Annotated in this window: 23 protein-coding genes; 6 read left to right on the top strand and 17 right to left on the bottom strand. The window is 63.3% G+C overall.

Going from position 1 to position 22874, the window contains the following annotated elements:
* Positions 1 to 81 precede the first annotated feature (81 nt).
* A complete protein-coding gene (locus H0241_RS11810; protein ID WP_181057581.1) occupies positions 82 to 741 on the top strand; it encodes a L,D-transpeptidase in 660 nt (219 codons plus the stop codon).
* A gap of 10 nt (positions 742 to 751) precedes the next feature.
* On the top strand, positions 752 to 1264 hold the full coding sequence (locus tag H0241_RS11805; RefSeq protein ID WP_181057580.1) for an OmpA family protein: 513 nt from the start codon (positions 752 to 754) through the stop codon (positions 1262 to 1264).
* A 75-nt stretch (positions 1265 to 1339) separates the two neighbouring features.
* Here the strand turns inward: H0241_RS11805 and H0241_RS11800 are convergent, their stop codons facing one another.
* From H0241_RS11800 to H0241_RS11785, 4 genes are all read right to left on the bottom strand, one after another.
* Positions 1340 to 2098, bottom strand: a complete 759-nt coding sequence (locus H0241_RS11800) for a bestrophin-like domain (protein WP_235984233.1) — start codon at positions 2096 to 2098, stop codon at positions 1340 to 1342.
* A gap of 170 nt (positions 2099 to 2268) precedes the next feature.
* Complete coding sequence (locus tag H0241_RS11795) at positions 2269 to 2787, bottom strand: 4-vinyl reductase (protein ID WP_181057578.1); 519 nt, start codon at positions 2785 to 2787, stop codon at positions 2269 to 2271.
* 11 nt (positions 2788 to 2798) lie between these two features.
* The gene (locus tag H0241_RS11790) at positions 2799 to 4073 is read right to left on the bottom strand and encodes a metal-dependent hydrolase family protein (RefSeq protein WP_181057577.1); all 1275 of its coding nucleotides are present in this window, start codon (positions 4071 to 4073) and stop codon (positions 2799 to 2801) included.
* A 27-nt stretch (positions 4074 to 4100) separates the two neighbouring features.
* On the bottom strand, positions 4101 to 4985 hold the full coding sequence (locus H0241_RS11785; protein WP_328824663.1) for a fumarylacetoacetate hydrolase family protein: 885 nt from the start codon (positions 4983 to 4985) through the stop codon (positions 4101 to 4103).
* 145 nt (positions 4986 to 5130) lie between these two features.
* Here H0241_RS11785 and H0241_RS11780 point away from each other — a divergent pair, with 145 nt between their 5' ends.
* Complete coding sequence (locus tag H0241_RS11780) at positions 5131 to 5832, top strand: GntR family transcriptional regulator (RefSeq protein ID WP_181057575.1); 702 nt, start codon at positions 5131 to 5133, stop codon at positions 5830 to 5832.
* A 72-nt stretch (positions 5833 to 5904) separates the two neighbouring features.
* Here the strand turns inward: H0241_RS11780 and H0241_RS11775 are convergent, their stop codons facing one another.
* From H0241_RS11775 to H0241_RS11730, 10 genes are all read right to left on the bottom strand, one after another.
* Positions 5905 to 6951 carry an extracellular solute-binding protein gene (locus H0241_RS11775; protein WP_210284860.1) on the bottom strand — a complete coding sequence of 349 codons (1047 nt, stop codon included), beginning with the start codon at positions 6949 to 6951 and terminating at the stop codon, positions 5905 to 5907.
* A gap of 27 nt (positions 6952 to 6978) precedes the next feature.
* Positions 6979 to 7782, bottom strand: a complete 804-nt coding sequence (locus tag H0241_RS11770) for an ABC transporter permease (protein WP_181057574.1) — start codon at positions 7780 to 7782, stop codon at positions 6979 to 6981.
* Positions 7779 to 8648 carry an ABC transporter permease gene (locus H0241_RS11765; protein WP_181057573.1) on the bottom strand — a complete coding sequence of 290 codons (870 nt, stop codon included), beginning with the start codon at positions 8646 to 8648 and terminating at the stop codon, positions 7779 to 7781. The genes H0241_RS11770 and H0241_RS11765 overlap by 4 nt, the downstream gene beginning before the upstream one ends.
* Position 8649: 1 nt before the next feature.
* Positions 8650 to 9648 (bottom strand): ABC transporter ATP-binding protein, encoded by a 999-nt coding sequence (locus H0241_RS11760; RefSeq protein ID WP_181057572.1) that lies wholly within the window; start codon positions 9646 to 9648, stop codon positions 8650 to 8652.
* A 178-nt stretch (positions 9649 to 9826) separates the two neighbouring features.
* On the bottom strand, positions 9827 to 10918 hold the full coding sequence (locus tag H0241_RS11755) for an ABC transporter ATP-binding protein (RefSeq protein ID WP_181057571.1): 1092 nt from the start codon (positions 10916 to 10918) through the stop codon (positions 9827 to 9829).
* Between the two features lie 4 nt (positions 10919 to 10922).
* Positions 10923 to 11852: an ROK family protein gene (locus H0241_RS11750; RefSeq protein ID WP_181057570.1), complete on the bottom strand. Its 930-nt coding sequence runs from the start codon at positions 11850 to 11852 to the stop codon at positions 10923 to 10925.
* Positions 11852 to 12895 (bottom strand): SIS domain-containing protein, encoded by a 1044-nt coding sequence (locus H0241_RS11745; RefSeq protein ID WP_181057569.1) that lies wholly within the window; start codon positions 12893 to 12895, stop codon positions 11852 to 11854. Before H0241_RS11745 ends, H0241_RS11750 begins: the two co-directional genes overlap by 1 nt.
* Positions 12896 to 12935: 40 nt before the next feature.
* Entirely contained in the window at positions 12936 to 13811 is an 876-nt protein-coding gene (locus H0241_RS11740; protein ID WP_181057568.1) for a carbohydrate ABC transporter permease, read from the bottom strand.
* Positions 13812 to 13819: 8 nt separating this feature from the next.
* The gene (locus H0241_RS11735; RefSeq protein ID WP_235984232.1) at positions 13820 to 14674 is read right to left on the bottom strand and encodes a carbohydrate ABC transporter permease; all 855 of its coding nucleotides are present in this window, start codon (positions 14672 to 14674) and stop codon (positions 13820 to 13822) included.
* A 132-nt stretch (positions 14675 to 14806) separates the two neighbouring features.
* Complete coding sequence (locus H0241_RS11730) at positions 14807 to 16075, bottom strand: ABC transporter substrate-binding protein (RefSeq protein ID WP_181057566.1); 1269 nt, start codon at positions 16073 to 16075, stop codon at positions 14807 to 14809.
* Positions 16076 to 16251: 176 nt separating this feature from the next.
* Here H0241_RS11730 and H0241_RS11725 point away from each other — a divergent pair, with 176 nt between their 5' ends.
* The 3 genes from H0241_RS11725 (at position 16252) to H0241_RS11715 (ending at position 19390) form a co-directional block, all read left to right on the top strand.
* On the top strand, positions 16252 to 17286 hold the full coding sequence (locus H0241_RS11725) for a Gfo/Idh/MocA family protein (RefSeq protein ID WP_181057565.1): 1035 nt from the start codon (positions 16252 to 16254) through the stop codon (positions 17284 to 17286).
* A 5-nt stretch (positions 17287 to 17291) separates the two neighbouring features.
* Positions 17292 to 18053, top strand: coding sequence for a GntR family transcriptional regulator (locus H0241_RS11720; protein ID WP_235984249.1), 762 nt, complete (start codon positions 17292 to 17294; stop codon positions 18051 to 18053).
* 470 nt (positions 18054 to 18523) lie between these two features.
* Entirely contained in the window at positions 18524 to 19390 is an 867-nt protein-coding gene (locus H0241_RS11715; protein WP_181057563.1) for a hypothetical protein, read from the top strand.
* A gap of 77 nt (positions 19391 to 19467) precedes the next feature.
* Here H0241_RS11715 and amaB read toward each other — a convergent pair whose 3' ends face one another.
* The 3 genes from amaB to H0241_RS11700 all read right to left on the bottom strand — a co-directional run bounded on the left by amaB (position 19468) and on the right by H0241_RS11700 (position 22828).
* Positions 19468 to 20982 carry an L-piperidine-6-carboxylate dehydrogenase gene (gene amaB / locus H0241_RS11710; RefSeq protein ID WP_181057562.1) on the bottom strand — a complete coding sequence of 505 codons (1515 nt, stop codon included), beginning with the start codon at positions 20980 to 20982 and terminating at the stop codon, positions 19468 to 19470.
* A 200-nt stretch (positions 20983 to 21182) separates the two neighbouring features.
* Positions 21183 to 22457: an RNA polymerase sigma factor gene (locus H0241_RS11705; protein WP_181057561.1), complete on the bottom strand. Its 1275-nt coding sequence runs from the start codon at positions 22455 to 22457 to the stop codon at positions 21183 to 21185.
* The gene (locus tag H0241_RS11700) at positions 22454 to 22828 is read right to left on the bottom strand and encodes a YciI family protein (RefSeq protein WP_181057560.1); all 375 of its coding nucleotides are present in this window, start codon (positions 22826 to 22828) and stop codon (positions 22454 to 22456) included. The genes H0241_RS11705 and H0241_RS11700 overlap by 4 nt, the downstream gene beginning before the upstream one ends.
* Between the last annotated feature and the right edge of the window lie 46 nt (positions 22829 to 22874).

Genomic DNA, 22874 nt, shown 5'->3' with positions numbered 1-22874 from the left:
CGGCCAACTGCAGCATTTTCCACTTTGAGGCGAAGTAATTCCCAACTATGATCCGCCAGCTTAAGGCATGGGGGATTGCCGATGGTTTTGTCACGCAGGGGTGTCGTGATCGGTGGCCTGGCGCTGGTCGCGGCCGGTGCAACCGGCAATATTGCTCAAGCCGCGACGGCAAAATCCTTTTTCGCCGGTACCGCCAGCGACAACGATTTTGTCTATCGCAAGACCAACTTCGCCAAGATCGACAAGAGATGGCATCGCCAGATCGTCAAGTATTTCAGCAGCGAGTCGGTCGGCACGGTCGTGGTCGATACCCGTCACCACTTCCTCTACCTCATCATGGAAAACAAGACCGCTATCCGCTACGGCGTCGGCGTAGGCAAGGAGGGCTTCAAATGGTACGGCCGCGCGACGATCGACCGCCGCGCGCTGTGGCCGCAATGGGTCCCGCCCCCCGAAATGCGCAAGCGCAGGCCGGAACTACCGCCCATGATCGCAGGCGGCGCGTCCAACAATCCGCTCGGGCCGCGCGCGCTCTATCTGTACCGCGACGGCGCCGACATCGGCTACCGCCTGCATGGCACGCTGGAGCCATGGAGCATCGGCACCGACGCTTCCAGCGGCTGCATTCGCATGTTCCCGGAAGACATCATCGACCTCTACCAGCGGTGCCCGATCGGCACCGCGGTGGAGGTCCTGCCGCACATCGCCGACCAGGCGCCCGCTTCCACCACTGTCGAATGATTGGCGCATCATGAACCGCATGATTGAAAACACGCGCCGGCTGCTCGCCGCCAGCCTGCTGGTGCTGACCGCATCCTGCTCGACCAGCAACACGCTGGCCCCTTCCACGCCCGACGTCACCAACGCCGAGATTGCCGGCTTCCAGAACGTGCAGCCGGGCAGCGAGGAGGATTTTATCCTCAATGTCGGCCGCCGCACCTATTTCACGAAAGGTTCGGCCGCGCTCGATTCTGTCGCCAAGGCCACCCTCGACACCCAGATCGCCTGGTTGGCAAAGCATCCGCGCTGGCTGCTCAAGCTGCAGGGTTTCGCCGACGATCCCGGCGCAAGTGAAACGGCGCTGTCGCAGCAGCGCGCCGATGCGGTGATGGACTACCTCGCCGCCGGCGGCATAGACCGCAACCGCATGTGGGCCAAGGGCTACGGCAAGGACAGGCTCGTCCGAGATTGCCCCGACGCCGCCTGCAGGTCGCAGAACCGCCGCGTCGTGTCTAATTTGCGCGATGAGAGGGACGAGTCGTAGGGGCTGCTGTTTTGCTTGTCACCAAATCAGAGTCTCACGCGCGACGGCGGCATGGCCGCTTCGCACCTGCCTGTATCATCCGTCGCCGCCTGCGTTGGCTTCCGGCATAACTTGGAGCAACGGTTGCGGCGATACTGCGATCTCTCCCGTGAAGGGCCGATCGTGGGCGAGAATCAAGAGAACGGATGCCGCCACGCCGGTCGCAAAACTCCCAAGAGCGATCGCTGATGCCATTCGGTTATCACTATGAACGACCGCGATCGCGAGAAGAGCACAGAAGGCTTGCAGGATCAGGCAGGCCCACTTCGTTGGGTTGACTTGTGCGGAGCTGACGAGAACCCGTTGGCGACGCGCCTCGAACGCGTCTTCAAGCCACCTCGTAATCTCGCGCTGCGCGATCTCCTGGCCGGGATTGCTTGGCGTCAAGGCCAGCGTCGTCCGCAGCGCCTCGTTAAGCGCCGGCGGTATTATGGTGAGGGTCGCCGCGCTCTTGGCCATCAGCGGCCACTCCTGGCTCGTCGTTTCCTCGATATAGCTGCGCACCAGCGTCCGTAAGCGCGCCTCGGGCTCCCCGGGAAAGCTGCTCGCCAGAACCACGACCGACCGCAATGCACTGGCCTCGCGATTGACTGCCGCATTGGCGTGATCGTTGTCGCTCCAGACCTGAGCCGCGGTGAACGCCACAAATAGGCCAAAGATGATACCGAGCGGCGGCAACATGCCAGGCGAAAGCGCCTTGAATGACCGCGCCGTGGAGCCCACAGAAAGAGCGGCGATGCCCTGGTGCAAGATGAACGCGACGATATAGGTGGCCCCGAACACGACGAGAGCCATCCAAGCGATTGGAAGAGTATGCAACCAGCCACTCATAGTAGCCCCTGCCCTATCCTGAGAATTCGTCGTCAGGCGTTTGTAGGGCCGTCGTTCCACTCGTGGCAATGCCACTGTGTTCCATCGTGTCAACAAACTCTATGCACGGGTGCAATCGGCTGACAACCGGCGTGTTACGCCGCGAAGTCGAAACGGCAATGGCCCTGCCGGCCATCGCAGGCGCAGTAGGTCTCCTCGCATTCGACCTGTGTTGAATCCGCAAGGCCGAGCAGGAACGAGAAGGCGCCGGTGACGAAGCCTTCGAACATGTAGCAGACTCGCTGTTCCCTCTGCTGGCCTGCTTCCAGGGCGAAGATGGAATTCTTCAGGCTGATGCTGCCGCGGCGCTTGGCGACATCCAGCACGTCGATCGAGAACTGGCCCCAGCCGCGTTGCGACAGGCGCTGGAAATAGTGGCGGAAGGTTGCCTCTGGGTCGAGGCCTTTGACCCGCACCTGCGCCTCGCACCATTCGATGGCGGATTTCGCTGTCGATGCGCGCAGGATGGCGCGATACGCCTCGCGGCCGAGGGCTGCCTCGACCGCGAGATGGTTGTTCACCAGGAAATGCCTGGGCAAATAGACCATGGGCAGCCCGTCGGTCCGCCAGATGCCGCTGGTGTCATCGACATCGATCGGAACCGCGGGCTGCATGATGCCTGGGCCTAAGCCGCTTGCCGCTGCGAAGCGACGGAGGCCGACTGGTCCTTGTAGAGCTCGCCATCCTTCATGATGACGATGAGGTTCTTCTCATGCACCATCATGTCGAGGTCCTTCAGCGGGTCGCCATTGACCAGCAGAAGGTCGGCGATGAAGCCTTCCTTGACCATGCCGAGTTCGTCGCCGAGACCCATCACCTGGCCGCCGAGCCGCGTGCCGCACTGCAAGGCTTCGCTCGGTGAATAGCCCAGCAGATCGACGAAGTGTTTGAGATCGCGCGCGTTGGTGCCTTGTGGCGTCTGTGCGAAACCATAGTCGCCGCCGATCAGCGCCCGCACGCCGCGCTTGCGCAATTCGGTGTAGACCTTGCGGCTGTCGTCGAGGATGCGCTGCATGCCGAACTTCACCGCCATCTCATGCGTGAAGCCGAAGGGCTCGCCCTCGTAGAGCGTGCCGTAGATGATGCCGATGGCCGGGCCGACGAAGATGCGGTCCTTGGCTGATTCCAGCGCGTCGAGCGCTTCTTCGTCGGCGGATTCGCAGTGGTAAATGACGTCGACGCCGCATTTCACCGCGCGCTTCACCGAACCGGCGGCTCGGGCATGGCAGTTGATCTTCTTGCCGAAGTCGCGCGCCACCGACACCGCCGTCATCACCTCGGCCTCGCTCATGACGGTCAGGCCGCCATGCGCCGCAGGGCTCAGATCATCGCCGGAGATGTTGATCTTGATGTTATCGGCGCCTTCGCGGCAGCACAGCCGCACCGCCTTGGTGATCTCCTCGATGCCGTCGGCGATCATGCCGAAGCTCTCGTGATACATATGCTGCTGGCGCTCGTCGCCGAGGCCGCCGGTGACCGTGATCTCCGGACTGCCGGCACGCATGCGCGGGCCTGGCAGGCGGCCGGCATTGATCTCGTTGCGGATGACGATGTCGAGCCTCAGCTTCGAGGTCGCGGCGCTGTAGGCGCTGGTGAAGCCATGGTCGAGCAAGGTCTTGGCGTTGCGCATGGTGAGCAGAAGATGTTCCTCGGGCGGGATCAGGCCGAGATCGGAATCCTTGATCGCGCCGCCGAAGGAGATATGGGCATGGCCTTCGACCAGGCCCGGCATCAGCGTCATGCCGCGGCATTCGACGGTCGTCGCGCCCTCGCCCGACAATTGGCCGGGTGTACGCGCGATGGTGACAATGCGGCCATTGTCGACCAGCAGATCGGCCGGAAAGGCATCGGCGCCGGTGCCGTCCCAGATCATGGCATTTCGAAACATCACTCTTGTCATGACTTCGTCCTTTCGGAGTTGGCGGGGTTATTGGTTGACGGCTCGGGCCGCAGTGACGTCGTCGGCCACGACATTGGACAGGATGCCGACGCCTTCGAGCTCGATTTCACAGACATCGCCATGCTTCATGAACAACTGCGGCTTGCGCGCCATGCCGACACCGGCAGGCGTGCCGGTGACGAGAATGTCGCCGGGCTCAAGCGTGATGGCTTCGCTGATGATCGAGATCAGCGAGGCGACATCGAAGATCATGTCGTTGGTCGAGGCGTTTTGCACGATCTCGCCATTGAGCCGTGTCTGGATGCGCAGGCCCTTGCCGCCGGGCGGCAACTCGTCCGCCGTGACGAAGATCGGTCCGAACGAGCCGGTGCCGTCGAAGTTCTTGCCGACCGTCCATTGCGGCGACTTGGTCTGAAAGTCGCGGATGGAGGCATCGTTGAAGATGGAATAGCCGGCGACATGGCTGAGCGCTCTATCCAGCGCGATGTGCCGGCCGGCCTTACCGATGATCGCCACCATCTCGCCCTCATAGTCGAGCTGGATCGAGGCTTCGGGACGGCGGATGGCCGCGCCATGGCCGATCAGGCTGGTCGAGAAGCGGGCGAACAAGGTCGGATAGGCCGGCGGCGTAAAACCGCTTTCGATCGAATGGTCGACATAGTTGAGGCCGACGCAGATGATCTTGCCGGGCGTCGAGATCGGCGGCAGCCATTCGACCGCGTTCGCATCGATGCGCCGCCCGCAGGCCAGCCGCTCGGCTGCCAGCTGCAGCGCCTGACCGCCCTCGGCGATCAGTTCGTCGAGCCATCCCGGAAACATCGCATCGCTGGCGTCGATGCCGCGGAACTCGCCTGCCGGCAAGGCAATCGCCAGCCCAGGTCCCCGCGGCGATTTATAAGCTGCAAATCGCACTGGCCACATCCTCGTTGGTGAAGGCTGGACTTTGTTGAGAAATTATATATCTGTCAACAGAGAATATATTATTTTGCATTCTGATTTCTGGCTGAGATAATGTATCAAGGCTCCTCAATGAACGGATTCGGCCGCGGGCAAGCGAATGGCTAGGGAAGGCTCGATCAATCTCACTCAGGGCGCGTATGAGGATCTGCGTGCCGACCTGTTGTCGTGCCGGATCGCGCCCGGCAGCCGGCTCAAGGTCCAGGAACTCTGCGACAGGCTGTCGGTCAGCCTTGGCGCCATCCGCGAGGCGCTGTCGCGGCTGACCTCGGAAGGCCTTGTCGTGGCCGAACCGCAGCGCGGCTTTCGTGCCGCACCTATCTCGGCAGAGGACCTGCTCGACCTCACCAAGACGCGCATCCAGATCGAGACTTTGTGCATCCGGCGCGCCATCGAGGTCGGCGACGTCGCCTGGGAATCGCAACTGGTCGCAGCACTCCACCGGCTGTCGCGCACGCCCGAACACACGCCCGACGATCCGGTGCATTCGAGCGACGAATGGGCGACCGCGCATGCCGCCTTCCACAAGGCGCTGGTTGCCGGCTGCGACAGCCACTGGCTGCTGCGCCTGCGCGACCAGCTTTATGACCAGAGCGAGCGCTACCGCCGCCGATCGGTCTCGCTGGCGCCAAGAGCTCGCAACATCAGCAAGGAACATCAGGACCTCGCCACTGCCGTGCTCGATCGCAACGCCGAGAAGGCGGCCGAATTGCTGGCGGCGCATCTGGCTGTCACCACCGACATCCTGCTGGCAGCGGAGGTCTCCGACCTGCCGGCGGCAAAGACGACGGTGCGGGCGTAGCGTTTCATCTCGAATTCCTCCCGAGAAAAACAAAACGCCGCCCATGCAAACGAGCGGCGTTTTGCGTCACAACTACTGGCGCAGATTGGTCCAGATCCGGTCATAGGCGCGGATCGCCTTCTCGTCGCATGACGGCGCGAACGAGATCTTCAGATCCGCAGGCGGATTGAACTCCGGCGAGCCGCCAATGTCGGCCGCCAGGAACTTGTTCGATCCGGCGATGGCGCTCTGGTAGCCGGTGTATTTCTGCTGCAGCGCGATGTTTTCCGGGTCCATCAGGAAGTTGAGAAATTTTTTCGCGTTCTCGACATTGGGTGCGCTGGTCGGCACGGCGACATTGTCCATCCAGCCGACAACACCTTCCTTGGGATAGACATATTTGACGGTTGATTTCTGCTGGCGTGTCGCCAGCGCCTTGCCGGACCACTGCTCGTGCATGACCGTCTCGCCGGCAACCTGGCGCTCGACGATGCCGTCGGAATTGTAGACTTTGACAAAGGGTTTCTGCGCCTCGAGCAAGGCGTTGAGTTCCTTGAGGTCAGCCGGATTGCTGTTGCACTGATCCTTGCCGAGATAGACCAGCGCCAGCGACATCACCTCGGTCGGCGAACCGAACATGCCGACCTTGCCTTTCAGCTCCGCGGGCGGATCGAACAGCGGCTTCAAACTGTCTGTCGGCCCCTTGTAGATGGCGGTATCGACGGAATAGGAGGTGGTGCCCCACACCCATGGCACGGTGTATTTCGCATCCGGATCCCAGGGCCGGTGCTGCCACTTCGCATCGACGTTCTTGAAGTTCGGCATCGCGCCTGCGTCGACCTCCTGGAACAGCTTCTGCTTGACGAAGATCGGCACGAAGTCGTTGCTGATGATCATCACGTCATAGCCGGCAGCGCCCGAACTCAGCTTGGCAAGTGCGGTCTCGTTGGAATCATAGGTGTCGATGGTGACCTTGATACCGGTCTCGGCCTCGAACTTCTTGATCATCTCGTCCGACGTGTAGTCGGTCCAGTTGTAGATGTGCAGCTCGCCGGCATCGGCGAGCGCGCTGGTGCTGATAGCTCCCAGCATGGCTGCAGCAAGGGCTAGTGACGAAAATCCTTCTTTCCATTTGGTCATGGTCGTTCTCCTCTGGTTTTCTTATTTCTAGGCAAGCTTGTTTCGTCGTCCGATGAGCAGGGCCGCGGCGACGAAGACGATGGAAACAGCAAGCAGGATGGTGGAGATGGCGTTGACCTCCGGCGTCACGCCAAGCCGCATCATGCCGTAGATGTAGACGGGCAGCGTGGTCGAGCCCGCGCTCGATACCATCATCGAGATCAGGAAATCGTCGAGCGAGACGACGAAGGCCATGATGGCGCCGGCCGAGATCGCAGGCAGCAGCAAGGGCAGCGTGACGCGTCGGAACAGCCGCCACTCGTCGGCATAGAGGTCGCGTCCCGCCTCTTCCAGCGTGCCGCCCATGTCGCGCAGCCGCGCCTGGATCGGCAGCAGCGCGAACGGGATGCAGAAGACGGTGTGGGCGATCATCAGATTGAAGAGCCCATGATGCATGCCGAGCCCGGAAAAGAAGATCAGCGTGGTGATCGCCACGACGATCTCGGGCACCACCAGCGGCATCGCGATCAGCGCGGTGGCAGCGCCTCGCCCGAAGCGCAGCCGGCCGCGTTCCAGCGCGATCGCGCCGGCCGTGGCGATCGCCGTCGACGCGATGGTGGCGACGATGGCGATGATGACGCTGTTGTAGGCAGCGTCGCGGATCGCGCCATTGTTGGCGACTGCGACGAACCATTTGAAGCTGAAGCCGGCCCACACCGTGACAAGCCGGCTCGAGTTGAAGGCATAGATCACCAGGATCAGCAGCGGCGCGTAGAAGAACAGGAATATCAGCGCTGTGTAGGCAGACAGGCCGGGCGTATGGCGCCAGTCGAAGGGCTTTGCACCGTTCATCCCCGTTCCTCCTGTGCCCGGCGCGAGCGGATGACGAAGACGGTCAGCACGACGACCGTCACCACCGTCGAGAGTGCCGCGCCAAACGGCCAGTTGCGCGACGAGGTGAACTGCATCTGGATCAGGCTGCCGATGAGCAGCTTCTTGCCGCCGCCGAGCAGGTCGGGCGCCAGGAACGAACCCAGTGCCGGTGCGAAGACCAGCGTGGCGCCGGCCAGCGCGCCGGGCCGCGCCAGCGGCCAGACGATGCGGCGGAAGACGGCGGCGCGGCTGGCATAGAGATCGTGCGCGGCCTCGATCAGCCGGGCATCGATGCGCTCCAGCGTCGAATAGATCGGCAGCACCATGAAGGGCAGGAAAGTGTAGACGAGGCCGAGCAGGATCGAGCCGTCATTGTAGAGCAGCGGCAGCGGATCGGAGATGATGCCGGCATGGCGCAATGCGCCATTCGCCAGCCCTTCATCGCGCAGGATCAGGATCCAGCAATAGGTGCGGATCAGCGTGTTGATCCAGAACGGCAGCGTGACGGCAAATAGAAGGATGCGTCTGCGCTCCGGTGTCTGGCAGACGATGTACCAGGCAACCGGCAGGCCGAGCACGAGGCAGATCAAGGTGGTGGCCATGGCGAGATAAATCGAGCGCAGGATGATCAGCGCGTAGCTCGGCGAAAACACCAGGCTGTCGTCGAAATCGCGCTGATAGAGGAACTGCAGATAGGCATCGAAGGTCGCCGGCGCGGTGACGCCGCCATAGGGATTGGCGGTCATGAAGGAATAGCCGACCGCCAGCAACAGCGGCAGCACCATGAAGATGCCGATGACCAGCATGGCCGGCGCAATCAGGAGCCAGGTGCGGTTCGGACCCATCTCAGTTCGCCAGTTCGCGTTCGACGCCGCGCGCCCAGTCGACGATCACCCTGTCGCCTGTCGAAAGCGCGGCGCCACCGCGCGAGCGCGAATGCAGCTTCGCCCCCTCCTCCAGTACGACCTCATAGAGCGTGTCGGAGCCGAGGAAGGTGATGGCGGAGACAGCGCCCGTGGCGTGTCCCTTGGCACCGTCCGATACCGGCGACACCACGATGTGTTCCGGCCGCACGACGATGGTTTTGGCCGGATCGCGGCCAAGGGCAGCGCCGGGCAAAAGGTTGGACTCGCCGATGAAGTCGGCAACGAAGCGATCCTGCGGATTGTCGTAGATGTCCCTCGGCGTGCCGACCTGCAGCACATCGCCGCTGCGCATCACCGCGATGCGGTCGGACATGGCCAGTGCCTCTTCCTGGTCGTGCGTAACCAGCACGAAGGTGATGCCGGTCTCGCGCTGCAGCCGTTTCAATTCGCTCTGCATGCCCTTGCGCAGTTTGAGGTCGAGCGCCGACAGCGGCTCGTCGAGCAAAAGCACGCTGGGCTTGGGAGCGAGAGCCCGCGCCACCGCGACGCGCTGCTGCTGGCCACCGGACAATTGTGCCGGACGCCGCGTGGCGAAGCCTTCCAGCCGCACCATTTCCAGCGCTTCCCTGACGCGCTCGTCGATCAGCGATTTTGGTGCGTTCTGCATTTCCAGCCCGAAGGCGACATTCTCGGCCACGCTCATATGCGGGAACAGCGCGTAGCTCTGGAACACCGTGTTGACCGGCCGCTTCTGCGGCGGCAGGGCAGCGACATCATTGCCGGCGATGCGGATGGCGCCGGAGCTCGGCGCCTCGAAGCCGGCGATCAGGCGCAAAAGGGTTGTCTTGCCGCAGCCCGATGGTCCGAGCAGCGTGAAAAACTCATTGTCGTAGATTTCGAGGCTGACCTGGTTCAGCGCATGGACGGGATCGGCGTCCCTGGTCACGAAGGATTTTGACACACTGTGGATGTCGATCATGACCGGCACATTCCTGGGACTGCATGGAGATGACCCCGAGGGCCATCACGGTTGTCTGGCGCCGCACCTAAAAATTCGCTCCAAAATTATATTTGTCAACGGATAATATATTGTTTTTACATTTCGACACGCGAATGTGTGGCCGACCGGTTATGGCCGGCGTCTGAGCCTTCGCATTTCAGAGCACCTTGCCGCTTTCGGGATCGAGCAGATGCATATGCGCCATGGCGAGCGCTAGCGTCGCCGTCTCGCCGGGCTTCGGCGTCGCTGCGGGATCGATGCGAGCCGTTGCCTCGCCGCCGGCAATCAGCACATGCAGCAGCGTCTCCATGCCCATCGGCTCGACCACTTCGACACCGGCCTTGATGTCGACGACATCGGGCCGCTCGCGCCGTTCGGTGATGTGCTCCGGACGCAGGCCGAATTCCAGTTCGCGCCCGACATGGCCGGCATAGCGCGCGGTGCGGGCAGCCGGCACCGCGAGTTCGGTTCCGTCCGCCAGCACCACCGCCAGCCTGTCGCCGTGCGCCTCCAGCCGGCATTTGAAGAAGTTCATGCCGGGGCTGCCGATGAAGCCGGCGACGAAGCGGCTGGCCGGTTCATGGTAGAGATCGTTGGGCGGCCCGATCTGTTCGATGCGCCCCTTGTTCATCACCACGACGCGGTCGGCCAATGTCATCGCTTCGACCTGGTCGTGGGTGACGTAGACCGTGGTGGTGGCGACCATCTGGTGCAGCCTTTTGATCTCGGCGCGCATCTTGCCGCGCAGCTTGGCGTCGAGGTTGGAAAGCGGCTCGTCGAACAGGAACACTTTCGGCTGGCGCACCATGGCGCGGCCCATGGCAACGCGCTGGCGTTGCCCGCCGGACAGCTGGTGCGGCTTGCGCTGCAAAAGCTCGCTGAGATCGAGCATGTCGGCGACACGGGCGATGCGTTGTGTTACCTCCGCGTCCGGCACTTTGCGGATGCGCAGGCCGAAGGCCATGTTCTGCGCCACCGTCATCTGCGGATAGAGCGCGTAGCTCTGGAAGACCATCGCGATGTCGCGATCCCTGGCCTGGATGTTGTTGACCAGCCTGCCGCCGATAAGGATCTCGCCGCCGCTCGGCCGGTCCAGTCCCGCCACCATGCGCAGCGTCGTCGACTTGCCGCAGCCCGAGGGGCCGACGAGGACGACGAACTCGCCCTCGGCGATCTCGAGATCGATATCGTGCACGACCTTCAGGTTCTGAAAGCTCTTGGAAATCTTGCGCAGTTCGACATCGGCCATGGCGCTATTCCTTTGCCGTAGGCGCGAACATATCGAGCGCCAGTGCCGCCGTGCCGATCACGCCGGCATCGTTGCCATGCTCGGCCGCCACGATCACCGGCGGCCGGCCGGGCTTGAGCAGGACGAAATCCCTGACATTGCTCGCAATGCGATCGATGAAGAAGGGACCGGCCAGCGACAAGCCGCCGCCGATGATCGCCGCCTCGATGTTGAGCATGTTCGACATGATGCCGATCATCTGGCCGAGCCAGCGCGCCACCTCGTCGACGACCTGCAGTGCGATCGCATCACCTTGCTTGGCGAGATCGACGACGGTCTCGGCGTCCTTGGCGTCGGTGTCCGGTTTCAGCTGGCGATAGCGGTTCACCAGCGCGCGGGCGCTGGCGAGGTTCTCGACCATGCCCGGCACGGGATCGGCGATGTCGGTGCGGGCCGGGTCGAGCGAGATGCAGCCGAACTGCGGCGGCAGTCCGTCCGGACCGTCGATGACCTTGCGGTCGATGACCATGGACCCGCCAATGCCGGTGCCGAGCGTCAGCAGCGCGAAGCGCGAAAACGGACGCCCGGCGCCGTGGCGCATTTCGCCATGGGTGGCGCTGACCGCATCATTGCGGACAACGGCCGGCACGCCGAAGCGAATGGCGAACAGCTTTGACAGCGATCCCTTCAGCAGCGCCGGGATCGCCGGGCAGCGTCCGTTGAGCATACCGGTCTCGGGATTGGGCGTGCCGGGCACACCGATGCCGATAGCCGCGATATCGGGATACGCCTTTCTCAGCGCTTCGGTCGCCTCGGTGACCAGATGGACGAACTCCGCGAACTCGATATCGCGATGCACAGGCACAGCACCGCGCGCTAGGACCTTGCCTGAACCGTCGACGACGCCAAGTTTGACTAGGCTGCCGCCAATGTCGATTCCAACAGCGGTTACCATCACGCCTCCTTGCGGATGCGCACGTTGAGCCGCCGTCCGAGGTTGGGGTAGATCATCTTGTCGGGATCGATGCCGCGCGCGATCGCCAGCTCGCAGCCATACCATTGCAGCGGCATCGGCGCCCAGCAGCCGGCGAGCCATTGCTGCTCCGGCGCTGTCGGCCAGCTGACATCGAGATCGAAGGGCGTCGGATATCCCGAGAGGTTGAGGACGACGGTGCGCGGCCCAAGTTCGGCCAATGCCTCGCCGAGATTGGCGGCGACTTTCGCCTCGGTCTCGGTCTGCGCGATGGCGATCACCAGGCTCTTGTCGGTCGTGCCATAGACATGGCCGTGCAGAGCCTCTTCGGTGTCGAAGGCCGAGGTCGGCACGCCACTGATTTCGGCGATCTTAAGCGACGCTTCGAGCGCCGTGCCAAGATGCGTCGCCTGCCCGGCGACCAGAATGTAATCGGGAACGCCGAAGCGGGCGACCAGATCTTTCGCAGCCACAAGACCGGTTTCAGCCGTCTGCTCCAGCTGGGCGATCAGTCTCGACACATCGACCGTCTTGTTGGCGAGCTTTGCGGCGACCGCCAGCACCGAAATAACGGTCGCGGTGTAACCCATGGTCTTGGGACCGACCGTCTCCGGACCGATCGGCATGACGATGATCTCGGCGCCGGTCTCGGTAATCAGGCTGCCGGCCTCGCCGGTGATGACAAGCGTCGGGAATCCGAGTTGCACCGACAGGCGCACCGCTTCGATCGTGGTGATGCTCATGCCGGACTGCGACGCCGCCAGAACCAGCGTGCGCTGGCCCGATGCCCTGGGCGGCAGGCGCAGGAAAGCCTCCGGCTCCTTGGCGATCACCGAGGCGCCCGTGCCCTCTTCCAGCGCCTCGGCGCCGGCCAGCAGCGCATTCATCGACGAGCCGGTGCCAAGCAGCACGATCCGCTCCGGCGTCTGGCGCAGGCCGGAAAAACTGTCGAGTTCCGCGCCGATTGCCGCTGGCAGGCTGGTGAGTGTCGCGGGCTGCCGGCGAATGTAAGTGCCTATCTGCATCTCAATGTTCCATCAGTTCGAAATTGGTGCGCGTGGAAAATCACTTGCTGTAGCCCTTGCTCAGGCCGCTGATGAATTGCCGCGAGAACAGGGTGAACAGCAGCACCAGCGGCACCGCGCCGAGCGTCAGTGCGGCAAGCAGTGCCGGATAGTCGTTCATGAACTGGCCGACGAATTGCTGCACACCGAGCGTCACCGTCTGGTTCTGCCGGCTTGGCGCCAGGATCAGCGGGAACCAGAGGTCGTTCCAGACCGGCAGCATGGTCAGTGCCGCGACCGCGGCGAGGCCCGGTCTGACCAGCGGCAGCACGATCCAGAAGGTGCGCAATTCGCTCGCGCCATCCATGCGCGCCGCTTCCTTGAGGTCTGTCGGAACGGTGCGAAAATAGGTGACCATCAGCGTCACCGCGATCGGAATGCTCATGGCGGTGTAGACGAGGATGAGCGCCGCCAGCGTGTCCATCAGCCGCCAGGCCAGCATCATCTGGATCAGCGGGATGGTGCCGAGCCGGATCGGCAGCATGATGCCGAGCACGAACAGGCCGCCGAGCAACGACGCCAGCCGCACGCGGTACTCGACCAGTGCGAACGCGGCGAGCGTCGACAGCACCACGGTCAGCCCGATCGTCGTCACGGTAACGACAAGGCTGTTGCGGTAATTGACGATGAAATTGCCGCGGGTGAAGACGCGCTTGTAGCCTTCGAGGCTGAAGGTCTTGGCCGTCGGCAGGTCGAACGGCCCGCCAAAAATCGCCGGCGTTGTCTTCAGCGAATTGATGATGACGATCAGCACCGGCCCGATGGCGAGCAGAACGAAAACGATCAGCAGCGCATGCACGATGATGCGCTCGACCGTCCACGGTTCGCGGTCCTGGCGGCGGCGAGAGGCTGAGATAGTGAGATCCTGGGCGCTCATCTCAGCTCCTAGACCGAATAGGATTTCAGGCGGCGCTGGATCAGCCAGAAATAGGCCGCGGTAACCAGCAACACCGTGAGGAAGATGACCGTTGCAACCGCGCTACCCAGATCGAGATCGGCAAGCTGGCCGCTCGAGCCGAAGAAGGTGCGGTAGAAATAGGTGCCGAGAATATCGGTGCTGTAGTTCGGACCGGGCGCTGATCCGTTGAGCGCAAACACCAAGTCGAAACCGTTGAACGTCCAGATGTAGGTGAGGATGGCGATCAGCCCGAATTGCGGCGCGATCAGCGGGAACTTGATCTTCCAGAAGGTCGTCCAGCCGCCGGCGCCGTCGATGTTGGCGGCTTCGACCAGCTCGTTGGGCACGGCCAGCAAGGCGCTGTAGAGGAAGACCATCGGGATGCCGAAATACTGCCAGACCGACATTAGCGAAATGGTGGTGAGCGCCGTCGATTCCGTGCCCAGCAGCGGGAAGCCGACCAGGCCCCAGAGCGGGTTGATGATCAGCCGCCAGACAAAGCCGACAATGACCACCGACAGCGTCGCCGGGATGAACAGCAGCGTGCGGTAGATGCCTTCCGATCGCGCCAGTTTTCCCGACGTGAGCAATGCCGCCAGCAGCAGCCCCATCGGCACTTCGACAATCAGATGGATGGCGAAATACTGCATGTTGTTGAGCAGTGCATTCCAGAAACGGGCGCTGATGGTCGGGTGCGTAAACAGCCGCTCGTAATTGGCAAGGCCGACAAAGACGTCACCCGAGGCGCCGCTGGTCTGGAAGAAGCTCATGACGATCGAGGTCGCCAGCGGCAGCACGGCAAAGACCAGATAAACGGCCAGCGCCGGCAGAACGAACAGCAACAGGTTTCGATAAGCGGCAGCGGGAGATATCAAAGCAAAACCTCATCTTCATGCCGGCACGAATGCGCCGGCATGTCGTCAGGCTTGCGCATGCCCCGCCTCATGGCAAGGCATGCGCGAAGCGGTGCCGGATTACTTCTTCTGCGGTCCGTACCAGGAGGCGAGCCCGGCCTGGAGTTCGGTCGCAACCTGCTGCGGCGTGACATCGGACTTGGTGAACATCACCTGCAGCAGGCGCCAGGTCTCGTCGTCGAGCGGCGGCGTGCCGGCACTCAGGCGATCCAGCGCCAGGCGCGGCGTCAGTTCGGCGCCTTTCTTCAGGTCGGCAAAGTCTTGCGCCAGCTTGTTCTTGTAGGTCACCGGCTTCGAGCTCATGGCAAAGAAGCCAGGCGCGGCGTTGACATAGAGCTCCTGGAATTCAGGACCGGCAACCCAGTCGAGGAAGGTCTTGGCCGCGTCCTTGTGCGCGCTCTTGGCGTTGATGCCGATGCCCATGTCAGGCATTTCCTGGAGGTAGCGCTTGTCGCCAGCCTTCGGCACCGGCGGCCCGAACACGCCGACGTTGAGGCCGGTCGAGGTCGCCTGGTTGATGTCCCACGAACCGTCGGGAAGGATGGCCGCCTTGCCGAGCGTGAACAGCTGCGTCATGTCCGCATAGTTCAGGCTTTCCTGACCCGACGGCAGGAACGGCTTCCAGGCTTCGAAAGCAGCAATGGCGTCGACGAATTCCGGATCGGTCAGCTTCTTCTTGCCGTCGATCAGGCCGAGCCGACCCTCCTCGCCTTTCCAGTAGGCAGGGCCGATCGAGTACAGACCGTTATAGGCGAGCTGCCAGGATTCGGCCGAACCATAGGCGAGCGGCGTGTAGCGGCCGTCCTTCTTGATTGCCGTGAGCACGTCGATGAACTCGGCGCTGGTGGTCGGCACCTTCAGGCCCAGTTCCTTGAAGATGTCGGCATTGTAGTAGAAGCCGGCGAGCACGGCGGCGACCGGCAGGCAGTAGGTCTTGTCGTCCGCACCCGACCACGCGGCGCGCGAGGTCTTGTCGAAATTCGCCAGGCCCGGCAGGCCTTCCAGCGATTCGAAATAGCCGCGCTTGATCCATTCGCGGTTCACGTCGAACGGGCGACAGGTGATCAGGTCGCCACCGGCGCCGCCTTCGATCTGCGACTGTACCGCGGCGTTATACTCGTTGGTGTTGATCGGCGCGAACTCGACCTTGATATCAGGGTGCTTGGCCTCGAAGGCCGGCAGGATGGTGTCCTGCCACACCGCGATGTCCTCGGTGCGCCAGCTGTTCAAGGTGATGGTCACCGGGTCGGCAAATGCGGCGCCGACGCCGCTTGAAAACATCACGCCAAGCGTCGCCGCCAGCGGGATCGATACACGTATGGAACGCATTGTCCTGCTCTCCCTCAAGATGGTGCCTCGTGTGGATTCACGATTTTGCACTGTTGCCTCGGACCATACCTACTGATACATCTTGTGACAAGTGGTATTGTGTTGTCTTTTCTCATCGAGAGGTCGCTGTCCGGCTGGCAGCATCGGATTGACGGCAAAAAATCTGGGAGGACTGTATGATTGGAGTTGGAATTCTGGGTTCGGGCTTCATTGCGGAGACCTACGCGGACTCGCTGCTCGACGTGCGCAATGCCGAGCTCGTGGCCTGCTCCTCGCGCAGTTTCGAGCGCGCCACGGCCTTCGCCAAGAAATGGGGTCCCAAGGTCACCGCCCACCGGGATATCGACGCGCTGTGCGCCGATCCCAAGGTCGGTCTGGTGGTAATCGCGCTGCCCAACGAAATCCATCTCGAAGCCGTCAGGACGGCCGCCAAACACGGCAAGGCCGTCATCTGCACCAAGCCGCTGGCGCGGACCGGCAAGGAGGCGCAGGAAATCCTCGACATCGTCCAGCGCGCCGGCATCTGGCACGGCTATGCCGAATGCGCGGTGTTTTCCCCCAACATCGCCAAGGCCCACCAGATGATCCAGGCCGGCGGCATCGGCAATCTCTTGACCATGCGGGCGCGTGAGGCGCATTCCGGGCCGCACGCGCCGCATTTCTGGAACGCCGAGTTGGCCGGCGGCGGCGCCCTGCTCGACATGGGCTGCCACACCGTCGAGAGCGCCCGCCACTTCTTCGGCAAGGACAATGAGATCACCGAAGTGATGGCCTGGGGCGCAACACTCGTCCACGGTGATAAGACAACCGGGGAAGACACCGCAATCGCGCTGTTGAAGTTCGCAGGCGGCCAACTCGCCACGATCGAATCCTCATGGATCGAGAAAGGCGGCATGCAGCTGCGCCACGAACTCGTCGGCTCCGCCGGCCGCATCGTCACCGACACGTCGGTCGGCCCGGTCTGGGGCTTCATCGAGAAGCCGGTGGGCTATCTCGTCGAAAAGGCCGATGCCGAGACCGGCTGGGTCTATCCGGTGCCGGAGGAAACCCGCGCCTATGGCTTTTCGCAACAGATGCGCCATTTTGTCGATCACTTCGCGGCCGGGACAACGCCATTGGAAACCTTCGAGGATGGCGTCATCGTCAACCACATAATTGACGCCTGCTACCGTTCGATGCGAACGGGCGTATGGGAAAAGATCAAGGGGTGACCGTGATGGAGGGCTCGCCACTGCAGTCGGACGGACCCGAACCACTCTGGCGGCAGGCCGCCGATGCGATCCTGCAGGAGATCGCGTCAGGCAAGCTTGCCTCCGGCGCGCGCCTGCCGGCCGAGCGCGACCTGTTCACGCGCATGTCGATCTCAAGGGTGACCTTGCGCCGGGCCTTGCAGAGCCTCGTCGAGGAAGGCGTGCTGACGCCCTCGCACGGGCGCGGCTGGTATGTCTCGTCCAAGGTGCCGAAGGAGTTTCCCAACACGCTGGAATCCTTCAGCGAGACCGCCAAACGCCTCGGCCTGACGCCCTCTTCCAACGTGTTGCGCGCCGAACAGGCGCCGGCCTCGCTTGACGAGGCCGAGGAGCTTTCCATCGCGCCGGGTGCGACGCTGTTTCACCTCGAGCGTATCCGCCGCCTCGACCAGGTCCCGGTCGCCGTCGACACCTCGTTCTTTGCAGCAAGCCTCGTTCCCGATCTCAGCCGCATCGACTTCAGCAATGCGTCGCTGTTTGGCCTGCTGATCGATGCCGGTGTCGACCTGGCACGCGCCGAAACCACGATCGAGGCGCATGATGCCGATCCTGTTCTGGCGCGGCACCTCGACATCGACGTCGGCAAATCCACTTTGGTGATGCGCCAGCTCATCGTCGACACCGTCGGCCGGCCGCTGCTGTCCTCGACCATCCGCTACGCCGGCGACCGCTACCGCCTGCGGACATCATTTTCGCGCACGGGCAGGCCTACAGGCCGCAATCCCTGAAACAAATCGGCGGCCTCGCTACCGCCGCTCATTGGGCCGACGCGACGACACACACCACGGCAACTGTCGCCATGCTGCGGCAGAGCGCTGCCTTGTCGAAGTGCGGGTCTTCGATCAGGGGTCTGCGCATCCCCATTCACGGCGAAGCCGGTGAAGAAGACCGGCAGCGGCACTCCGCTACCAAGGGCATCGGCATTCTGCGCGACGATGCTGGCTGCGCCGTCGGCCGGGCGCGAACGGACAAGAGCAATCGCGGGAAAAGTGTGAAACGGTTTTCCTGGGAAAAGCGCGTGGCGCTTTCCCCGAGCAATTGCCCCAAAATCAAAGAGATGGGGCGGTTTCAACGTGTCTGTGGAACCATCGACAGCTCTAGGCCTTTTGTCCGGGTTGGCATGGCTGGACACGGGCGGCTAAGGCTGGAAATGTGGTTGCGTCTTCGCTGCCGGGGGGCTGGCCGGAGGACGAGGAGGATGGCGCTGAATTTCGAATATATTGCCGGCCATCCGGCGCTGCATCGTCATGTCCAGGCGCAGTCGAAAGCGCTGCTGCACATCTATGAAACGAGCCCGCGCCTGGCCGCCGTATTCGCCACGCAACAGCGCTGGCTGCTGGCCCACACCGGCCTTGCCCTGCATTTCGCTCGCGATCCGCGCGATCCTCGCACGGAACTGACACTGGCCCGCTTCATCGATGACGTGCTTCACTATTCAGTCGCCAGCCGCAACACGGCCGAGGCCTTCATCAAGGAGATGCTGCACTATCACATCATCGAATACCTGCCGCATACCGGCGACGGACGAGCCCACCCCTTTCAGGTGACGGCGGCGACGCTGAAGGAATTCGATGGCTGGGTGGTCGCACATCTGCGCACACTCGACGGTCTCGACGGCGGCAACCGCCTCACCGTGTTTCTCGAGCAGCACGGCATGATCGCCAGGCTGCAGCCGATGGTGGCGGAAGGCCTGCTTTCCTCCAACCCGGTGCGCGAACCCAAGCAGACCTTTTCGCTGTTTATCTGGCTCAACAATGGCGGCATCGTCATGGATTGGCTGATGTCCGGCATCGACCCGGACAATGCCAGCCTCGACCGGATCCCGACCAGCGTGGTTTCGATCGGCGAATTCGCCAGTTGGTTAAAACTCTCGCGCACCCATCTGGCGCGCAAATTGCGCGACGCCGAAAAGCTCGGCAGCGTCGGCTGGATGGGCCGGCGCGGACATTCGGTGATGTGGGTCTCGAACAGCTTCTACCAGGAATATATGACCGTACAGGCCGCCAAGCTTGCCGTCATCGATGCCGCTTTCGAGGCCTGTCGTCCGACCCAACGGGCTGGCTGAACCTCCGCGCTCACGATAGCGATCCACCCCGACTGAATCGGGATGGATCAACTGGTCAGGGAAGCTGGCGCAGCGCCTCAGTCGATGTCGAACGACACGCCCTGGGCCAACGGCAGCGCCTTCGAATAGTTCACCGTATTGGTGGCGCGGCGCATATAGGCCTTCCAGGCGTCCGAACCGCTCTCGCGGCCGCCGCCGGTTTCCTTTTCGCCACCGAACGCGCCGCCGATCTCGGCGCCCGACGTGCCGATGTTGACGTTGGCGATGCCGCAATCCGAACCGTCGACGCCGAGGAAGCGCTCGGATTCCTGCAGGTCGCGGGTGAAGATCGACGATGACAGGCCGGCGCCAACCGCATTGTGCTCGTCGAGCACGGCGTCGAAGTCGGAATATTTCATCACATACAGGATCGGCGCGAAGGTCTCTTCCGTCACCGGCGAGACTTGCTTCGGCATTTCGACCAGTGCCGGATGCACGTAATAGGCGTCCGGGTGGCCATTCTCGACCCGCGCGCCGCCGGTCACCTTGCCGCCATGGGCGCCGGCTTCCTTCAGTGCCTTCTGCATGGCGTCGAAGGCCGCCTTGTCGATCAGCGGACCGACCAGCGAAGAGGTTTCCAGCGGATTGCCAACCGAGACGCTTTCGTAGGCCTTCTTCAGGCGCGGCAGCAGCGCGTCATAGACGCTGTCATGCACGAACAAGCGCCTGAGCGTCGTGCAGCGCTGGCCGGCCGTGCCCATGGCGCCGAAAGCGATGGCGCGCAGCGCCATGTCGAGATCGGCGGTCGGGCAAACGATACCGGCATTGTTGCCGCCGAGCTCCAACACGGCGCGGGCAAAGCGCTTGGCCAGCCTTGGGCCGACATCCCGGCCCATGCGCGTCGAGCCGGTGGCCGAAACCAGCGGCACCTTGGGATGATCGACCAGGATCTCGCCGATGGCGCGATCGCCGATCAGCACCGGCGCCAGGCCCTGCGGCGCATCCGCGCCGAAGCGCTTGACCGCACGTGCAAAGATCGCTTCGCAGGCAAGCGCCGTCAGCGGCGTCTTTTCCGACGGCTTCCACACCACGGCATCGCCGCAGACCAGAGCAAGGGCAGCATTCCAGGACCACACCGCGACCGGGAAGTTGAAGGCCGAGATGACCCCGACGACGCCGAGCGGATGCCAGGTCTCCATCATGCGATGGCCGGGGCGCTCGGTGGCGATGGTCAGGCCGTAGAGCTGGCGGGACAGGCCGACGGCGAAATCGCAAATGTCGATCATTTCCTGCACTTCGCCAAGGCCCTCGGACGGGATCTTGCCGACCTCGATCGACACCAGCCGGCCAAGCTCGGCCTTGTGGGCGCGCAACTCCTCGCCGAGCAGCCGCACCAGTTCGCCGCGCCGGGGACCCGGCACCATCCGCCAAGCCTGGAAAGCCGTGTGCGCGGCGTCGATGGCTTTGGCCGCCTCGGCCGGTGAAATCGTCTTCAGCGCCGCGATCTGCTCGCCCGTCACCGGGCTGCGCACGATGAGGTCGCCGCCGGTAAGCGCGTCCTTGGCCACGCCAAGTTTCGCCAGAAGTTCAGCCGTTTCCTTCGCTATCGTCATTTTTATCCCTTTCAGATCCGCTCGCCATCATGTGGCGGCGGTCGAGCCTTCGCACCATGTCGCCTGCGTGCCGCAGGCACGTCAGGCGCCGTCATGGCGTGGCATTACTCGTTTCAGGGGAAAATCGCCACCCCGGCATGGTCCAAGCCCAAGCTGCACGATTGAGCCAGACTCGAATGAACCAGATGGGCAGATGGCGCTCAGTTTGCCTTTTGCACCGTGGGACGCACGGCGCCGTCTCGCATAAGCCGGTCGATATGCATGCGGATATGGGCGGCTTCCGCCGCCGTATTGGCAAGTGCAATGGCGCGGTCGAAAGCGACACGCGCCTCCTCGCCACGGTCGAGTTGCATCAACAGCCCACCCTTGAGGCCGAAGAAGTGGAAATAGCCGGAGAGCCTTTCGCCGAGCGGCTCGATCATCGCAAGGGCAGCTTCGGGGCCGCGCACCTTGGCGACCGCGACGGCGCGGTTCAGCGTCACCACCGGCGATGGCTGCATCCTTTCCAGAAGGCTGTAGAGCAGATCGATCTCGGTCCAGTCGGTATCCTCGGGCGTTGCCGCCCGCGCATGCAGAGCGGCGATTGCCGCCTGGACCTGGTAGGGCCCTGGTTTCTGGTGGCGCAGCGCCTTGTCGACGAGCGCCAGGCCCTCGTCGATCATCTTGCGGCTCCACAGCGAGCGGTCCTGGTCGTCGAGCAGCACGATCTCGCCATTCTCGTCGAACCGGGCCGGGGCGCGGGCATGCTGCAGCAGAAGCAGCGCCGTCAGGCCCATAATCTCCGGCTCGGTCTGGAACAACCTGAGCAGCAGGCGCGCCAGCCGGATCGCCTCCTCGCAGAGCGGGGCGCGGGCCGGCGCCTCGCCGCTGTTGGTCGAATAGCCCTCGTTGAAGATCAGATAGACCATGGCCGCGACGGCCGCGAGCCGCTCCGAGCGCTCGACCGCGCCCGGCGTCTCAAAGGCCACGCCGGCGTCGGCAATGCGCGCCTTGGCACGGGTGATGCGCTGCTCCATGGCGCTTTCGCCGACCAGGAAGGCGCGCGCGATCTGCTTGACGGTGATACCGGAAACAATGCGCAGCGCCACCGCGATCTGTTGTGTCGGCGGAAGATCGGGATGGCAGCAGATGAACAGCAGCCGCAGAATATCGTCGCGGTAATGCGCGCCGTCCAGCCGTTCGGCGATATCGCTCTCGGCATCTTCGAGGTCCGATATCTGGTCCTCTTCCGGCATCGGCGCCTGCTTGGCGCGTTTGCGCACCGCGTCGATGCCGCTGTTGCGGCCGACAAAGATCAGCCATGCAGCCGGATCGCGCGGCGGCCCGTTCTGCGGCCAATTCTTGAGCGCCCTCAGGCACGCATCCTGGAAAGCCTCTTCCGCCGTATCGAGATCGCGGAAGTAGCGCAGCAACGCACCCATCGCCTGCGGGCGGGCGGCTGAGATCGCGGAGCTGATCCAGGAAAGGTCGGTCATTTCAAGACTCTGGTTGGGTCGAACACGGAAACCGGTCGGATCTCATAGGATCCGCCGCTCGGATTGACCTCGGAAAGCTCGCGCGCGAAGTCGACGGCCTCGTCGAGATCGGCGCATTCGAGCGTGTAGAAGCCGAGGAACTGCTCCTTGGTCTCGGCAAACGGCCCGTCGATGACCACCGCTTCGCCCTTGACCCTGCGCAGCGTCGTCGCGGCGGTGGTCGGCAAAAGCCGCGCCACCGGGCCAAGCCGGCCGGCCTTGGCGTATTTTTCCTGCACGTTCAGGAGTTTCGCCATCACCTCGTCATCCTGTGCCTTGCTCCAGGAGGAGACGACATCTTCGGAGGCATAGCAGAGGATAGCGTAGAGCATGAGACGTCCTTTTCTGTATCAAAGGACGAAACAGTAGGGCCTATGC

Origin of the sequence: Mesorhizobium neociceri (assembly GCF_013520985.1) — a bacterium.
Taxonomy (GTDB): domain Bacteria; phylum Pseudomonadota; class Alphaproteobacteria; order Rhizobiales; family Rhizobiaceae; genus Mesorhizobium; species Mesorhizobium neociceri.
This window is presented reverse-complemented; position numbering and strand designations above follow the sequence as displayed.

Bases quoted from the DNA above. Each gene is read 5' to 3' on its own strand.
- H0241_RS11810 (WP_181057581.1), top strand. From the start codon at position 82: ATGGTTTTGTCACGCAGGGGTGTCGTGATCGGTGGCCTGGCGCTGGTC.
- H0241_RS11805 (WP_181057580.1), top strand. From the start codon at position 752: ATGAACCGCATGATTGAAAACACGCGCCGGCTGCTCGCCGCCAGCCTG.
- H0241_RS11800 (WP_235984233.1), bottom strand. From the start codon at position 2,098: ATGGCTCTCGTCGTGTTCGGGGCCACCTATATCGTCGCGTTCATCTTG.
- H0241_RS11795 (WP_181057578.1), bottom strand. From the start codon at position 2,787: ATGCAGCCCGCGGTTCCGATCGATGTCGATGACACCAGCGGCATCTGG.
- H0241_RS11790 (WP_181057577.1), bottom strand. From the start codon at position 4,073: ATGACAAGAGTGATGTTTCGAAATGCCATGATCTGGGACGGCACCGGC.
- H0241_RS11780 (WP_181057575.1), top strand. From the start codon at position 5,131: ATGGCTAGGGAAGGCTCGATCAATCTCACTCAGGGCGCGTATGAGGAT.
- H0241_RS11775 (WP_210284860.1), bottom strand. From the start codon at position 6,951: ATGACCAAATGGAAAGAAGGATTTTCGTCACTAGCCCTTGCTGCAGCC.
- H0241_RS11770 (WP_181057574.1), bottom strand. From the start codon at position 7,782: ATGAACGGTGCAAAGCCCTTCGACTGGCGCCATACGCCCGGCCTGTCT.
- H0241_RS11765 (WP_181057573.1), bottom strand. From the start codon at position 8,648: ATGGGTCCGAACCGCACCTGGCTCCTGATTGCGCCGGCCATGCTGGTC.
- H0241_RS11760 (WP_181057572.1), bottom strand. From the start codon at position 9,648: ATGATCGACATCCACAGTGTGTCAAAATCCTTCGTGACCAGGGACGCC.
- H0241_RS11755 (WP_181057571.1), bottom strand. From the start codon at position 10,918: ATGGCCGATGTCGAACTGCGCAAGATTTCCAAGAGCTTTCAGAACCTG.
- H0241_RS11750 (WP_181057570.1), bottom strand. From the start codon at position 11,852: ATGGTAACCGCTGTTGGAATCGACATTGGCGGCAGCCTAGTCAAACTT.
- H0241_RS11745 (WP_181057569.1), bottom strand. From the start codon at position 12,895: ATGCAGATAGGCACTTACATTCGCCGGCAGCCCGCGACACTCACCAGC.
- H0241_RS11740 (WP_181057568.1), bottom strand. From the start codon at position 13,811: ATGAGCGCCCAGGATCTCACTATCTCAGCCTCTCGCCGCCGCCAGGAC.
- H0241_RS11730 (WP_181057566.1), bottom strand. From the start codon at position 16,075: ATGCGTTCCATACGTGTATCGATCCCGCTGGCGGCGACGCTTGGCGTG.
- H0241_RS11725 (WP_181057565.1), top strand. From the start codon at position 16,252: ATGATTGGAGTTGGAATTCTGGGTTCGGGCTTCATTGCGGAGACCTAC.
- H0241_RS11720 (WP_235984249.1), top strand. From the start codon at position 17,292: ATGGAGGGCTCGCCACTGCAGTCGGACGGACCCGAACCACTCTGGCGG.
- H0241_RS11715 (WP_181057563.1), top strand. From the start codon at position 18,524: ATGGCGCTGAATTTCGAATATATTGCCGGCCATCCGGCGCTGCATCGT.
- amaB (WP_181057562.1), bottom strand. From the start codon at position 20,982: ATGACGATAGCGAAGGAAACGGCTGAACTTCTGGCGAAACTTGGCGTG.
- H0241_RS11705 (WP_181057561.1), bottom strand. From the start codon at position 22,457: ATGACCGACCTTTCCTGGATCAGCTCCGCGATCTCAGCCGCCCGCCCG.
- H0241_RS11700 (WP_181057560.1), bottom strand. From the start codon at position 22,828: ATGCTCTACGCTATCCTCTGCTATGCCTCCGAAGATGTCGTCTCCTCC.